The 14907-nt window shown below is 52.8% G+C and carries 14 protein-coding genes and 1 riboswitch; of the genes, 2 read left to right on the forward strand and 12 right to left on the reverse strand.

Features of this window, described 5'->3' with window-relative positions:
- Positions 1 to 3: 3 nt before the first annotated feature.
- Positions 4 to 84, reverse strand: a riboswitch (ZMP/ZTP riboswitch).
- Between the two features lie 39 nt (positions 85 to 123).
- The 11 genes from NYE48_RS16610 to NYE48_RS16660 all read right to left on the reverse strand — a co-directional run bounded on the left by NYE48_RS16610 (position 124) and on the right by NYE48_RS16660 (position 11250).
- The gene (locus tag NYE48_RS16610) at positions 124 to 714 is read right to left on the reverse strand and encodes a GNAT family N-acetyltransferase (protein WP_340999465.1); all 591 of its coding nucleotides are present in this window, start codon (positions 712 to 714) and stop codon (positions 124 to 126) included.
- Between the two features lie 49 nt (positions 715 to 763).
- Positions 764 to 1678, reverse strand: a complete 915-nt coding sequence (locus NYE48_RS16615; protein WP_340999466.1) for an AraC family transcriptional regulator — start codon at positions 1676 to 1678, stop codon at positions 764 to 766.
- 40 nt (positions 1679 to 1718) lie between these two features.
- Positions 1719 to 2060, reverse strand: coding sequence for a hypothetical protein (locus NYE48_RS16620; RefSeq protein WP_340999468.1), 342 nt, complete (start codon positions 2058 to 2060; stop codon positions 1719 to 1721).
- Between the two features lie 177 nt (positions 2061 to 2237).
- Positions 2238 to 2642: an RDD family protein gene (locus NYE48_RS16625; protein ID WP_340999470.1), complete on the reverse strand. Its 405-nt coding sequence runs from the start codon at positions 2640 to 2642 to the stop codon at positions 2238 to 2240.
- A gap of 31 nt (positions 2643 to 2673) precedes the next feature.
- Positions 2674 to 3702 (reverse strand): phosphotransferase enzyme family protein, encoded by a 1029-nt coding sequence (locus NYE48_RS16630; protein ID WP_340999472.1) that lies wholly within the window; start codon positions 3700 to 3702, stop codon positions 2674 to 2676.
- Positions 3703 to 3997: 295 nt separating this feature from the next.
- Complete coding sequence (locus NYE48_RS16635; protein WP_340999473.1) at positions 3998 to 4321, reverse strand: hypothetical protein; 324 nt, start codon at positions 4319 to 4321, stop codon at positions 3998 to 4000.
- A gap of 288 nt (positions 4322 to 4609) precedes the next feature.
- Positions 4610 to 4987 (reverse strand): DUF779 domain-containing protein, encoded by a 378-nt coding sequence (locus NYE48_RS16640; protein WP_036715029.1) that lies wholly within the window; start codon positions 4985 to 4987, stop codon positions 4610 to 4612.
- A 16-nt stretch (positions 4988 to 5003) separates the two neighbouring features.
- On the reverse strand, positions 5004 to 6524 hold the full coding sequence (adh, locus tag NYE48_RS16645) for an aldehyde dehydrogenase (protein WP_340999475.1): 1521 nt from the start codon (positions 6522 to 6524) through the stop codon (positions 5004 to 5006).
- Positions 6525 to 6793: 269 nt separating this feature from the next.
- Positions 6794 to 7435, reverse strand: coding sequence for a DUF1266 domain-containing protein (locus NYE48_RS16650; RefSeq protein ID WP_052146998.1), 642 nt, complete (start codon positions 7433 to 7435; stop codon positions 6794 to 6796).
- Positions 7436 to 7456: 21 nt separating this feature from the next.
- Positions 7457 to 9550 carry a tetratricopeptide repeat protein gene (locus tag NYE48_RS16655; RefSeq protein ID WP_340999477.1) on the reverse strand — a complete coding sequence of 698 codons (2094 nt, stop codon included), beginning with the start codon at positions 9548 to 9550 and terminating at the stop codon, positions 7457 to 7459.
- Complete coding sequence (locus NYE48_RS16660) at positions 9550 to 11250, reverse strand: molecular chaperone HscC (protein ID WP_340999478.1); 1701 nt, start codon at positions 11248 to 11250, stop codon at positions 9550 to 9552. Before NYE48_RS16660 ends, NYE48_RS16655 begins: the two co-directional genes overlap by 1 nt.
- Before the next feature lie 432 nt (positions 11251 to 11682).
- Here NYE48_RS16660 and NYE48_RS16665 point away from each other — a divergent pair, with 432 nt between their 5' ends.
- Together NYE48_RS16665 and NYE48_RS16670 are read left to right on the forward strand one after the other, a co-directional pair.
- Positions 11683 to 13338, forward strand: a complete 1656-nt coding sequence (locus tag NYE48_RS16665; RefSeq protein WP_212952068.1) for a histidine kinase N-terminal 7TM domain-containing diguanylate cyclase — start codon at positions 11683 to 11685, stop codon at positions 13336 to 13338.
- Between the two features lie 118 nt (positions 13339 to 13456).
- Positions 13457 to 14281, forward strand: coding sequence for a methyltransferase domain-containing protein (locus NYE48_RS16670; protein ID WP_341000684.1), 825 nt, complete (start codon positions 13457 to 13459; stop codon positions 14279 to 14281).
- 104 nt (positions 14282 to 14385) lie between these two features.
- On the opposite strand, the gene NYE48_RS16675 is transcribed toward NYE48_RS16670, so the two are convergent.
- Positions 14386 to 14853: a hypothetical protein gene (locus NYE48_RS16675; protein ID WP_340999479.1), complete on the reverse strand. Its 468-nt coding sequence runs from the start codon at positions 14851 to 14853 to the stop codon at positions 14386 to 14388.
- Positions 14854 to 14907 lie beyond the last annotated feature (54 nt).

The raw sequence follows: 14907 nt of genomic DNA on the forward strand, positions 1-14907 counted from the left end.
AAATACTTTCGCCCAGGCGTACGGCTGTTATGATCCATGTGCTCCCTCGTGGTTCCCCACGTTACGCCAGTCACACACGGCTTGAAGTTATCTCTAGTATAGCACAAAATCGGCGTTGATACGTCATATTTTTGCCCATCCGGGTTCTTTCGCGGCGTCTTCCTTCAATTTGCCGTAAATTTCAAGGTCGACGACCCCTTTTCCGGACCATAACGTCGCTTGTCTCAGCAATCCTTCTTTTCGGAACCCGTTTTTGGCAAGCACCCTTTTGGAAGCTTCGTTCGGCGGCATCACTTCGGCCTGGATCCGGTTGACGAGGGCCACCTCGAACAAAAACCGGGTGAGCGTTTGCAGCGCTTCCGTCGCAATGCCTTTTCCATAATGCCGTTCCGCCAGAAAATAACCCACGGAAAGCGAATTGACCTTCTGGTTCCAATCGAACGCTTCGATGATGCCGAGCAGCTTGCCGGGGTTCCCCACCGCAAAAATGCCCCATTTGATCCGGCTTTTTTTGAGGAAATCCCGTTCGAAATGTCCGATCATGGATTTGACCGTGTTTTTGTTATGCTTCGGAATGATGCCGCAGTATGTAAAAACGTTGTCATTGTCGTAGATTTCGAACAGTTCCTCCAAATGCTCCTCTCCGATTTTGCCTAACACGAGCCTGTCTGACGCGATCACGGGAAACCGGCCGAATGCCGCCTCGAAATTCATTTTCATTCCTCCAAGCTGCAGGCGTTCTGCCTTGCAATGTCTTTAAATTTTATTTTTTGATCGGCACGTACAAGTCCACCCTGCATTTTCCCTCCGGATCCCGCGCAGGATCGTTCAGGCAAAATTCCAGGCATGGCCGGTCGTCGGCTTCATATCCGCTGTTCGGCAGCCAAAGGCCGAATACGTTTTGATACGCCAGCACGAATTTATCGATGGTGTCGTAAAAAGGGTATACCGCATACATGCCCCCGGACAGCGACTTAAACTGCACCTGCGGGTCCGCGGAATCCGGCGTCCAATCTTCGGGCAACGTGACGCAAGCGTCATACCGGCAGGCGTATTCGTCCACCAGCCCGGCGTCATCCAGCGAAATGCCGATAAAATGCTCGCTTGGCGGGGTTATCCCCCGTTCGTAGGCCCAACGGCCGAGTTTGTCCCATGCGGCGCCCGTATCGAGATAGCTTCCCACATGGCGGACATATGCGACGTTAAGGGGGGTTAATTCTTTTATGGCGATCATCCGATCCCACGTCCTTCCTAGCAATGATCTCTTACGGTTTTCATTGTAGGCCGTTCCGGACGCGGTCTCCTCCGGCATATTGCTTGTCCATTGCGAAATATTGCTGTATTGGGTTCGTGCCTTGCGCATCTCGTTGGGCGTTGTTCCGTAGTGCTTTTTGAACAGCGCGTGATATGCCGACAGCGACTCGAACCCGCATTCGCCCGCGATCGCCAAAACCGTCATATTCGTTTCCCCCAGCAGCCGCACCGACTTCTCAAGCCTTTTCCGGTTCAAAAACGCCACCGGCGTTACGCCCGTCATGGCCGTAAAAATGCGGGAGAAATGGTATTTTGAAAAATTCGCGGCACGGGCCAGATCTTCCAGCGTCAATTTTTGGCTGCCGTTTTCTTCGATATATCGGATCACCGAATCGATCCTGTGCTTGTACTCCCCGTTCATCATGCTCGGATCTCCCGCCTTTTTCAGGAATCTGTTACCAAAATTATACACGATGGCAAGTCGTTCGGAGTACCGAATCTTCGGGGGAGGAACGCATTGGGGGCATTTTTTTCAGAAAAAAATCAGGAGCCAACCTTGAACAGCCGCCGTTTTTTGCCGACATCGTCGGTATATTCAACGTGCTCGCCCCGCCGGATGCCGAAAAACGAAAAGAGCCGATACGGAATTTGGTCGAAGGCGTATTCGCCACTCCATGTTCGCGGTTCGCCATGCCGAAACCTTCGTTCACGATCCTGTGCCCGTTGCCGGCCACGAGAATCGATCCATTCAAATACCCGTTTCGATCGTACGATTCGATCCAGGTTCTTATCCGTTCCCGGAGCATACTCATCCCCCTATCAATCATAGTTCAACTTAACGATAATCATCCCGCATCCAAAGATAAAGGGAAAGAACAATTATGGCCAAAGTATCCGGACTGCGGGGCGCAAAAAAACAGCCGATGGAAATCGGCTGCCTTGGATATGTCGTTATAACTTATCGCTTCAATCAAATTGTCGGTCTACGAAAAATCATCATGCACGACTTCCGTCCCGGCAATAAAATCATGAATCGATCGTTTATCTTCCCGCAGCCCAACCATGAACGCGCTAATGATCGTGCCGATCCCAAACGTCAAGCCGTAGATGATGCCTGCAACGACATGGCGCAGCAGCATGGTTCCGATCCCGGGCGGGGAATGGTCCTGCACTTTTCTAATTTTGATCCCGCAAATCCGCTTACCGACGGTATATCCGCTCCAAAAAACAGGCACCAGCAATGAATACAAAAAGGACAATATATTGGTCACATATTCTTCATAGGGTCTTCCGCCGGTAATCAGCAAAGAAAGGATGACCAAAGGCAATCCGACGATGAGGGCATCCAGCAACATCGCTCCGAGCCTAACCCAAAATCCCGCTTGCATACTTAGCTCGCTCCTTAACGGTGTGATTGCGTCATTCTTTTAAGACTATGTAAGCATTCATCATTTGTTGCCGGATATTTTGCCGATGATCCGCGTGACGGAATTCCTCAAGAAAGCCGTTAAGACATGCTTCGCCATAATCAAGGGCACCCGTATCCTGATGGATAAAGGCGACATCCAATCCCATCACCCAAAACCGCCTTGCCATAATAAACAACTCGATGGCTTGTTCGTCTTCGTCTGAGAAATGCCTGACCGATCGATAACCTCTCATCAGCGAATTCCATAAGGCATCTTGCTTTTCCGGCGACTGGCGTTTCCGTGCCTTCACCTGCGCAAGATCATACGCCCTCCACCCTTTTGCGGCCCACTCGAAATCATAATGGGTGAACTGCTCTCCTTCTAGAAAGGCGTTATTGTTGCCGTGCATGTCGCCGTGGCACAGCCCCCAATCCAAACCGGATGCAGCTGCAATTTCGATGCGTTTTTGTAGTGAAACCGCAAATTCCCGCAAAAAAGGAACAGCTTGATGTTCTAACCCTATGTATTCGCAAATCCGTTTTAACGGTTGTTGAATAAGAAAATCGGTATCTAACGCAAACCGTGGCTGCGCGATGGTGACCAGATCCATGGCAGCATGCAAGGCAGCGGCCGATCGGCCGAAGGCATAGCAGGAAGCTTCGTCATCAAGCGGATGTTCAATGCCTTTCAAATAACGAAAAATGACCGCGATCCGCTCCCCCTCCGGCGCATTCAAAACGGTATACAAAGTGGAATCGTTTTTCGGGATAGGCTCTGATACATGGGTTGTCGCATCCATCATTCTCCGGAGTTCGGTTAGCAGAGATACTTCAAAGTTCACGTCGCTTTCACTGACTTCGGAACGGTACACGGGCAAAATATAAAACCCGTCGGGAGTTTCGATCCGGTAAGTGTCATTCAAACCTCTTAACCAAAACAGGCATTGCTTCCACGGCCCGATATCATATAGGCGGCTCAAGCAATGCTCCAAATATTCGGGAGCCAATACGGAGCGTAAAGCTGTTGGTTGATTGTACATGTCCATCTCCTCGGTTTTTGATCCGGTTCATGTAACCGGTAGTCATACCTTTAGATTAACATAGCCTTTTTGCCGGCAGGCGGGAGAAAACGGTTATAGTTGAACGATCCGGGCCAAGAGCTCCGGCGGCAGTTGCCTTGTTCAAAATTTGAGCATCGCCTCTGATCGAGGCCCACGTCATCTCCACATCCCCCCATGACTTGTTCCAGCTCTTTAAAAAAGGCCCCCCGGTACGGAAGGCCTTCTTGTGCTGCTATATTCAAAAAACCCCGACCGGGACAGGACCAAATGAGGTCTACCCCGCGTTGACTTGCGTCTGCGCTTGTTCGTCTTCCTTGACGCGGATGAAATCGGCGTGAATGTATTCCCTCGTGACCGGATCGCGTTGCACCGCTTCCAGAAAAACGGTTATAGGTCCATGATTTTCAAGATTCAGCTCGACCAGACCGTCTCCCCCGCTTCGGATCCATTTTGCGAATTCCCTTGCGGACAGGTGGATATGGACAGAATTTGCACCCGAACCGAAAACGTTCGCGGGCAGCCGTCCCGAGTTCCGTAGACGTTTGAGGCCCGTCCGATTCATTGGCGTGCGCTGCAGAGCTTGAAAACATGTTTTCATTTTAACAACTCTCCTCTTATCATTGGTCATTTATGCTCTCCAAAATCAATCGTCTATTCGACTACGGATTTCGCCCCCCGTAGCTGGGGAAGCACGAGCACCATCACATCACCGCCCTTTATACATTTAATGTCATTTAAAACCGAATATGGGATAAGGCATTTCGTTCCATGGAACGAAATGCCTTATCTACCGGTAACCATATCATAGAAAACCGCTTTTGTCGACCGCTCGTCCTCTTGGATCCGAGTCATGGATTGCAAGCGCTTTGCAAGCTTTGACGACGCTTTACAAAAGCTTCAATCTTCGCTGCTCCTCTTCGGTAAAAACGCGGGAGCGGGTCAGAAATCTTTGCCCCTCCGGTCCTTCCAGCGAAAACATGCCGCCGCGGCCCGGAACCACGTCAATGATGAGCTGCGTAAATTTCCAATACTCGTATTGGGCCTTGCTCATGTAAAAAGGAGCGCCCCCGATCTCTCCCATCAGCACGTCGCTGTCGCCGACGATAAATTCGCCTAATGGAAAGCACATCGGGGAACTTCCGTCGCAGCATCCCCCCGATTGATGGAACATGACCGGCCCGTGTTTCGAGCGAAGCCGTTCAATCAGTTCCAATGCGGCCTCCGTCGCAACGACCTTGCGAACTTCGCTGTTCCCTTGCGTCATCTTCGGCTCCTCAGGCTCAGAAAAATCCGAGCGCTTTCGGGCTGTAGCTGACTAACAGGTTTTTCGTCTGCTGATAATGGGACAGCATCATCCGATGGTTTTCTCGGCCGATGCCGGACGACTTATAACCTCCAAACGCCGCATGAGCCGGATACGCATGATAACAATTCGTCCAGACGCGGCCGGCCTGAATTTCGCGTCCGACCCGGTACGCGGTGTTGACGTCTCGCGTCCAAACGCCGGCGCCAAGCCCATAAAGCGTATCGTTTGCGATCGCAAGCGCTTCTTCCCGATCCCTGAACGTCGTCACGGCGACGACCGGTCCGAAAATTTCCTCCTGGAAAATCCTCATGTTGTTTTGCCCTTTCAAAACCGTCGGCTGGATATAGTACCCGTCCGAAAGCTCCCCGGGGATCGAAGCTCTGCCGCCGCCAATCAGGCACTCCGCGCCTTCCTGCCTGCCGATGTCGATGTAGCTGAGGATTTTCTCCATTTGTTCGGTAGAGACCTGCGCACCGATCATGGTCGCCGGATCCAGCGGATGGCCTTGTTTGATCGAGGCGACGCGCTTGAGCGCCCGCTCCATGAACGCATCGTAAATGGATTCCTGAATCAATGCGCGGGACGGACAGGTACAAACTTCCCCTTGATTCAGCGCGAACAACGTAAAGCCCTCAAGCGCTTTATCGAAGAAAGCGTCGTCCTTGGCCATGACGTCTTCAAAGAAAATATTCGGCGATTTGCCGCCGAGCTCCAGCGTCACCGGGATGAGGTTTTGCGAGGCATACTGCATGATCAGCCGCCCTGTCGTCGTTTCGCCGGTAAAAGCAACCTTGGCGATTCTGCTGTTCGATGCAAGCGGTTTGCCCGCTTCAAGCCCGAACCCGTTCACGACGTTGACGACGCCCGGCGGAATCAGGTCCCCGATCAGCTCCATAAGCACCATGATCGAAGCTGGCGTCTGCTCCGCCGGTTTCAGCACCACGCAGTTGCCTGCCGCAAGCGCGGGCGCAAGCTTCCAAGTCGCCATCAGCAGCGGAAAATTCCACGGGATGATTTGCCCGACGACCCCGAGCGGCTCATGGAAATGATAGGCCACCGTATCATCGTCGATTTGGCTGAGCGTTCCTTCCTGCGCCCGAATGCAGCCGGCAAAATAACGGAAATGGTCGATCGCAAGCGGCAAATCCGCTGCCAGCGTCTCCCGGACCGGCTTGCCGTTATCCCATGTTTCGGCCACCGCAAGCAGCTCCAGGTTGTCTTCGATCCGGTCCGCGATCCGGTTTAACATATTTGCACGCTCAGAAGCGGAAGTCCGTCCCCAAGCCGTTTTTGCTTCATGCGCAGCGTCGAGCGCAAGCTCGATGTCTTCCGCCGTCGAACGGGCAACCTCGCAAAACACCCGGTTGTTGACCGGCGAAACGTTTTCAAAATATTGGCCTTGAACGGGAGGAACCCATCTGCCCCCAATATAATTGTCGTAGCGTTTTTTAAACGTGACCTTCGATCCGTTTTGTCCCGGTTCAGCATATATCATATCCAAACAGCCTCCTCTAATAAAAATGTTGCTGCCATGCAGCCCAGACTCGTAAAATGGATCACCAAGCATGTCCAACACCATGTATATGGCGATATTTTCCAATCTAGTCCTGTTTTATAGAGAAAACTTTATGTAATATAGTTCGCTATGCGGTTTCATAGGGTTCAGCCCGTGACATAAAAAAGAACCCGCCCCTCGATGTTTAGGTCTCTTTGCGCTGCAAAGACCGCCTTTCAAGGGGAACGGATTCTTTTATGTGTGATCGCTTAGTTCAGCTGCACTTTCCGGAACGGGCTAAAGCGCGACCGCAGCAGCTTCGCGAAAACGGCTTGATTGTCCGAGATATAGCTGCTTCTTTTTTGCCCGAAAGCATAGGCGGCCCCGGCCGCAAAACCCGCCGTGTAATCGTTCCAGTCCGAATAGTTTTCTTTCGCGAGCGCGACGAATCGGGCGACATAATCCCACCGCTCCTGTTCGGTCAAATAAACCATTTTCCGCGCGGCACAGCTGATAAACACGCCCCAGCTGCAATCGTACGCCGCGATCCCCCCGGCAGGCAGCCGCCCCAAATATTGGTTGGCGACGGACAGCTTATGCCTGAGGACCGGGTCCTGCGTTTCCTCGATATATCCGGCCCGCTTTTCAGCCTTCAGCACGGACAATGTACCGCCCAGATCCGCGAACTCTTTCCTCATTCCTTCCGCCAAAAACCACTCCAGCGCTTCTTTTAATCCGTCCGCATTTTCGATTTTCCATAATTTTAACGTATTGCGGGTATCCGTTGTTTTGGAAAACACCCTGTTCGGGTTTTGAACGTGATAGTCGGCATAACGCCCTTCGATGCACAGCGCCGTCATCGCATCGACATAGGGCTGCAAAGCCCCGGCAAGCTCCATCGTCTGCTGCAAGCCCATTCCTCCCTTCAAGCCTTAATTGTAACGCAGAAAACGCCATATTCTTCGAATTTCGGCAAAGACGGAGATGTAAAACAACGCCATAATGAAGAACAGGATATAAAACCTTACGGGGATGCGGACATGACCGTCGCTTGTCGGCGTCTTAACCGCATCGACGTAGGTTTCCGGCTTGGGATACATAAACGGTAGATTCATCTGTACCTTTTTCATTCGTTCAAGGCTGTTCTTGATTTTGTCCGCTTCGTCTTTTTCCGGCAATGCCGCCGCGGCCGCTTCGGCTTCGGCCATATGGCTTCTCCATGTTTGGTATTCGCTGACGATATCCGCATCCGTATCGCGAACCGTTCCTTCCAGCTCGATCTTGCCCCGGCCGCCCATCTGTTCGGCCTGCTTTTGATTCGCAAGGACGATCAACTGCTTGCCGTTCAACTCGCCCACAAATACATATCCGGTTATAACCGAATCCGTTCCCTGCTTTTGCGCTTCTTCTTCTTTCAAATAACTGATATCCCCTTCATCCTCTTCATCCTCTTCCTTCGTCGTCACTTGAACCACGCCGGTATATTGCGCCTTTTCAAGCGTGAAACGAACGCCGTCCACCTTCGCCGGCAGCCGGCCGAGTTCGTCGACGGAAGCCACCGTTCGGATTTCGAGCGGTTTATCGGCATGGGCGAAATAACCGATCAGGCTTTCCCCTGTGTACTTCGCAAAAGAGGATGCCGCATAAAGGTGCAAAATGATAAGGATGACCAGGCTGACCCATTTCCCCGCGAGCAGAAAATAAGCGCCCTGCTTGAGCCGCAGGCCAAGAGGTTTGCTGCCCAGCGCCCGCAGCAGCTTTTTCCGTTCCGCTTGTTTGCCGCCGGCAGGCCGGGCCTTGAGCGCGTCCAGCTTTTGCATGTCGATGTCCGCCAGGGCCAACACGGCTTCGATATCGTTCGGCTGTTCGTCCGCGATCCGTTTGAACATGCCGTACGCCTTATCCAGCTCTCCAAGCTTCATGTAACAGCGCCCGGCGATGGAAAGCGCCAACCTGTTGGACGGGTTGCGCTCCAAAATGCGGTTTGCGTCCTGGAGGCTTTCGTTCAGGTTGCCTTGATCAAGCCAAAGCCGTGCCCGGTGCAGGTATCCGTCAATTTCATCAGGCTGAAGCCGGATCAATTCGCTGCTTGCCTGAAGCGCTTTATCCCGCTCTCCCGTCTGCACGTAACATTCCGTGAGCAGCCGGACGACATCCGGATCCGCTCCGAACATGCCGGCCGCTTCTTCAAGCAGCTCCGCCGCCGACTCGTAATCTTGTTCCAGCATCAGCAGCAGCCCTTTTTCCCGCAACCACAAAAAATCCTCCACATCGGCATCCTGTGCCTGCAAAAGCGCCGAATATCCCAAATGCAGCAGCGACGGTTTCTCCACCGCATAGGCGTATACGTTCGGAAATTCGTCCTTGAACTCTTCCGGATCCTCCGCAGCCATTTCGCTCCAATGAAAAGTGCCTTCCAGCATCGTCCAAACGGCTTCGGGCACAAAATGATGATCATCCATGAAATAAAGCAGCCGGCCGGATACATTGGACTGGATGCTTACGTTCCAGATGGCGTCGGAATTCAGCTCCTCCATCCACCGGTTCGGATCGATCCGCGAAGGAAAATCCTCGTACAGCCGTTCGATCCGTTCCATGAAGGATTCCGCCGGATCGGCCTGCTCGTGGGGCAGAGGCTGGCCAAAATCGGCAACGCGGCGGTGAACGTACGTCGTTTCGGTCTCGGGCTCGGAAGCGGACCCAACCTCCTCCTGTCCGTCTTCGTCCAGGTCGAACATCTCCCCATGCCGGGCTTTATGGTGCTGCTCCAATTCCGTCTCCGTTTCAAAAAAAGCGGATGTCCCGTCTTCCTCCCACAGCCCTTCCGGTTCCGCGGAAGCCGCGCTTGCCGCTTGTTTCCGGTGCCGCTTTGCTTCCTTCAGGGCGAAATCATATGCCTCCCTGAGCCGCTGATACCCTTCCGGATCGTCCTCGGGATGATGCTGCTTCAGTTTGGCCGCATAAGCCTTTTTGATCTTGGCGGTATCATCCGTCGCTTCGATCCCGAGGATATTCCAAACTTGCATTAATAGTCACGCCACCTTTCAAGCTCCTCCAGCTGTTTCTTTAAGACCGCCGCCGCCTTTTTGACGTCCTGCTCGTTTTGGGAGGCAAGCACCTGCTCGAATCTTTGCAGCAAAAACGCGATCTCCGAGCGTCTTTCGCCCAGCGATTCCTCGTAAAGCCGCTCCCCTTTGGCCAGCAGCAGCCGGTTTTCCGCACGTTCGCGGGGATGGATTTTGATGTCTTTCAGCTGCTGCAGCCGTTCTTCGATTTCCTTTTGCGACAGTTTGCCGGGATTTTTTTCGATGACGGTTCTTTGTTTGAGGCCTGTGCTCAGCACGGTAACCTCGACTTCCAAAATTCCGTTGATGTCATACGTAAACCTGACGTCGATCGACTGGTTCCCCGCTTCATCGGCCGGTATCTGGACCTCCAGCTCGCCAAGGCGGATATTGTTGTCCACTTTTCGGCTTTCACCTTGGTAGATCACGACGCGAATGCTTTTTTGCTGATCGTGGATGGTGCTGTAGGTTTCGACCTTGCTCACCGGAATCGGCGTGTTCCGCTCGATGATCGGGCTGAAATGGCCGCTGTCGAATTGGCCGCCGCCCAGCGGCTTCGTCGTTTCGATGCCAAGCGTATAAGGACATACGTCCGTCAGCACGACCTCTTTGAGCGCCTCGTCCCTCTGCTTGAGGGCCACCTGGATCGCCGCGCCCAACGCCACCGCCTCATCCGGGTTGATCTGATTGAACGGCAGCTTGCCGAACATGCGGCTGACGACCGATTTGATGACCGGCATACGCGTGGCTCCGCCGATTAAAATGACCGCATCGAGTTCGTCCGGCGTAAGCGAGGCGTCGCGCAGCGCGCGTTCGATAGGATGGCGCAGCCGAAGCATCAGCTGGCCGGCGATTTTCTCGAATTCGTTCCGGTCGATGGTCGATTCGTATTCCTTCCCGTCCCAAGTAAAGCTCATTTGCCCGTATGTACCGTTTCCGATGCCGCGCTTGCATACTTCCGCTTGTTTGAACAGCGCGGATCGTTCCTTCGCTTCCAAGGCATGAACGTCGATGCCGTGCCTTTCCGCAAACCAGGAAGCGAGGAGCTCGGTAAAATCCTCGCCGCCCAAATAATTGTCGCCGGCAATCGACTGGACTTCCATGACGCCCTCGAAAAATTCCAAAATCGACACGTCAAACGTGCCTCCGCCCAGGTCAAATACGAGAAACTTCGTTTCCGACTGCTGTTGATGCAACCCGTACGCGATGGCGGCGGCCGTAGGCTCGCTGATCAGCCGCTCCACCTTCAGCCCGGCGATTTCCGCGGCCCGCTTCGTCGCCTTGCGCTGGGTATCGTTGAAATACGCCGGAACGCTGATGACCGCCTCCGTCACCTCTTGTCCGAGATAGGCTTCCGCATCCGCCTTCAAAGCTTTGACGACAAAAGAAGAAAGTTCTTCCGGCGAAAACGAATATCTGCCGAGACGGAACACCTTTTCCGTCCCCATATATCTTTTGAACGCCGCGGCCGTCAGCTCGGGATGGGTAATCAGCCGTTCCTTGGCGATTTGCCCGACCAAAATTTCCCCGTTTTCGTCCACGCTGACGATGGACGGCGTTAGCCGCTCTCCGAGCACGTTCGGAATAATCACAGGTCCGCCCTTCGTCCAGCAGGCCGCAAGGCTGTTCGTTGTTCCTAAATCGATGCCTATCATTGTCACGAAAAATTACCTCATTCCACAAACATTTTTTATAGGGATATGCGCATGAAAACGGCAGGTTTCCAAAAAAATGGGACACAATCTTTATTATAACAAGCAATCCTTCCCCTAAAGTAGTTGCAAAAGTAACATAAAGCGGTGGAAGTTCACCCTTCAGCTGCTTCATATTTGAGTAGATTAGGCCATTCAAACTAGATTCAGCATAATCTGATTTTCCTAAAAGCCAAAAAAACGCTGCCCGGTTTGGCGCGTTTTTTTTAAACACCCCGATGAGCCGCGCCAACAGCTTCGTCTCTTCGTCGGTCTCCCCGTACGCCTCCTTATCTAAAATTTTCTTATCCTGAAATATTTTTATTTTGTTCGTTTATCTTTTTCCGTGTTAGAATGAATGAGTTGATTTTACTTTAACACATTCGAGGTGTACATCGTGTGATGGCATGGATCGATTTAATCGTTTGCATCCTTTTATTGGCTTTGCTTGCGTATGTATTTATTTCCGTCACGATCACCGTCCTGCATAAGGTTTATCTCATGTTTCATTTCTTCATGACGTTATGGCCGCTTTGCCAATTCGCCATCCAGGTGACGGATTCCCCGAGGCTCCAACTATTATACGTGAAGATCGCTTTCGTGGATCTGGCGCTGCTGGCGGTGGGGTGGCTGTTTTTTACCCTTCTGCTGACGAAAAGGACGCTGCCCGCCCGCAAAGGACTTCCCGTGCTGATCGCCCTTCCGGCATGTCTTGCCGCAGCCATCGTCATCTCGAATCCGAACGGGATGTTCGTGCAGCCGCTGCACGGCCAATACGCCGAACGTAGTTACGGACCGCTTTTTTGGCTGACGTCTTTGGTGCTGATCGGGTACGGGGTCGTTTCGCTGTGGGTGATTCATTCCGCATTGTCGGCCAGCCGGGCAGACCGGATCAAAAAACAGGTCACGCAAGTACTCCGCGGAATGGTCGTCGTCATGGCGTTTATTGGCGCGGATATTTTGGTGAACGTCGTCTTTCGCGTTTCCTCCATGGTCATTCCCGGGCTGACGTCGGCGGGCATTTTGCTTTCGGCTGTCTTTTTTATCGTCGCCATACATCGGGACAAGGTTTTTGATTTGCTGAAAATCGCCCACCAAGACATTATCAATACCATCAATCTGGGCATCCTGGTGCTGGACGATAACGAAATCATCGTGGAGACGAACCGTTCGCTGCCTGCCTTTTTGGATTTGCACATCGGCGACCGGTTTGAAATCGCGGCTATTTTGCCGGATGCAGGCACCGGCACGTCGGGCACGTTCATTGCAAAATACAAAAACGATCCGCTTGAGAGCCCGGAAATCGACGTTTTATACGAAAAGGGCGACAGGCGTCATGTTCATATCCACGTTTCGCCCATCGTCGTTGGCGGGACGCGCGTCGGACGGATCATAACTTTCCAGGACCGAAGCCGTCTGCGCCAGCTCATCGAAGAAACGGCAAAGCAAAACGAGATCCTGCAGGAACGCAATCAAACGTTAAGCGAGATGCAGCAGGAGCTGCACCTCACGAATCAGAAGCTTCAGCAAATGGCAATTACGGACGGCCTGACCGGCTGCTTCAATCGAAATTACATAACCCAGCAATTAGAGCAAGAAGTCAGAAATCATATCGAACGGCATATCCCCTTTTCCATCCTGTTGTTGGACATCGACTTTTTTAAGCTGATCAACGACCGGTACGGGCACTTGACCGGGGATGAGGTCATCTGCAGCACGGTCAACGTCATAAAGCAAACCCTTAGGGATACCGATATTTTGGCCCGCTTCGGCGGCGAAGAGTTCATCGTCTATCTCCCCTTTACCGGTTCGGAAGCGGCGCTGGAGCTGGCCGAGCGGATTCGTGCGGCCGTTGAAGCGAATAAAATGATGGTGCCCGGCCTGAAAAACGCATTATCCGTGACGGTAAGCATCGGGCTGTTGTCCGTCGACCGTTTCCCGCTCGATTTGATCCCGGGCTCCATGACCCTGATCAGCGAGCTGTTCCAATCGGTCGACCATGTGTTATACCAAGCGAAAAGGGAAGGCCGGAACCGGGTGGTGAGCGCCTCGAAATGAGCTTTTGGGGCTGGCTGGCTCAACCGGCGGTTGAACCGGGGAAAAAGTCAATTTCAAAGTTATTGTCCGCTCCAATGCCCGCCGCTACAATGTGGTACATAAAGGAGCGTGACATATGTTGAAAGAAACTTTGGCGAGAAACATCGTTAGATACCGGAAAGAACGGGGATTAACGCAAGAAGAGCTGGCCGCACGGCTTGGCCTCTCCTTTCAAGCCGTATCCAAATGGGAAAATGCGCAGTCGTTGCCCGAGCTTTCCCTGCTGCCCCAGTTGTCCGCAACGCTGCAGGTCGGCATCGACAAGCTTCTGGGCTACCTTTCTTACGACAAGGCGGTTACGGTTTATGAAGAGGAATACAAAACGCCGGATTACATTTGGGGTCTGGAACCGAACAGCGCATGTTATCAGGTCCTGCAGCTCATGCCTCCGACCAGGCGCTTGAAGCTGCTCGACATCGGGTGCGGCGAAGGGAAAGACGCGGTGTTTTTTGCGAGAAACGGCTACGACGTCACCGCATTCGACATTACGGATGCCGGAATCTCCAAAACGAAAAGGCTCGCCGAAAAAACCGGCGTCCACGTCAACGTGTTTAAGGCGGATATAATGGATTTCCGGTTGGATTCCGGTTTCGACGTTTTATACTCAAGCGGCGTGCTGCATTATATCAAACCGGACTTCCGGGATGAAATTTTCGATAATTACAAGAGATTCACCAACGAAAACGGATTGCATGTTTCTAACGTTTTCGTCCATAAACCCTTTATTGCCCCGCCTCCGGAAAAAGAGACGAATGCCCACAAATGGCATTCCGGCGAATTAATCGGACATTACCGCGACTGGTTCCTGCATGAAAGCTCCGAAGTCGTATTCGACTGCAATTCATCGGGCGTTCCGCACCAGCACGCCATGACGAAATTGATCGCCCGGAAAGTCTCCGCGTAGTCCGCCGAGCCTTTTCCGGGACGAGTGCAGCGTTTTGAGGAAGGGGCCGAACGGCCCCTTTGTTTTGAAGGAGTCTTCAAAAAACACCCGTGAGGACATCCTTTTTAACCAACCGTGGCCTGACTCCCGACATACATGATCGCAAAGACCAAAATGATCGTGATCGTCATCAGCGCAACGGGAATCGCCGTTAAGGTGATGCCTGCGATGGCCATCCCCCTGCCGCTTGGCGATCGCCTGGCCCGGATTCCAAGCACAAAACCGATCAGGCTGACGATAAAAGACAAGAGCATCATGAACATTGCGCCGGCTGGAGCCTCGTATCCGGATCCTAAATCCATCGCAAACAACGACATGATAAACATGAGAATCCCGAAAATCCCAAAGATGAGCGAAACGACCGCTTGCCCCAGCCTGTCCTTGGGGGGCTTTTTCTTTTTGGCTGCGGGGGTCGGCCTGCCGGCCTGCGGTGCTTGCTTCTGATTGCCGGCAACAGGAGCACGGCCCTGTTTCCCGGCAGGCGTACTGCTCGTCCGGGCTTGGCTGCTTGCCTGCCGATGGGATGGCTGCATGATTTAACTTTTCTCCCCTCTTAACGATGATATAGGTATGTAGAACTACTGATA

Origin of the sequence: Paenibacillus sp. FSL M7-1455 (genome assembly GCF_038004655.1) — a bacterium.
GTDB classification, from domain to species: Bacteria; Bacillota; Bacilli; order Paenibacillales; family Paenibacillaceae; genus Paenibacillus_AQ; species Paenibacillus_AQ cookii.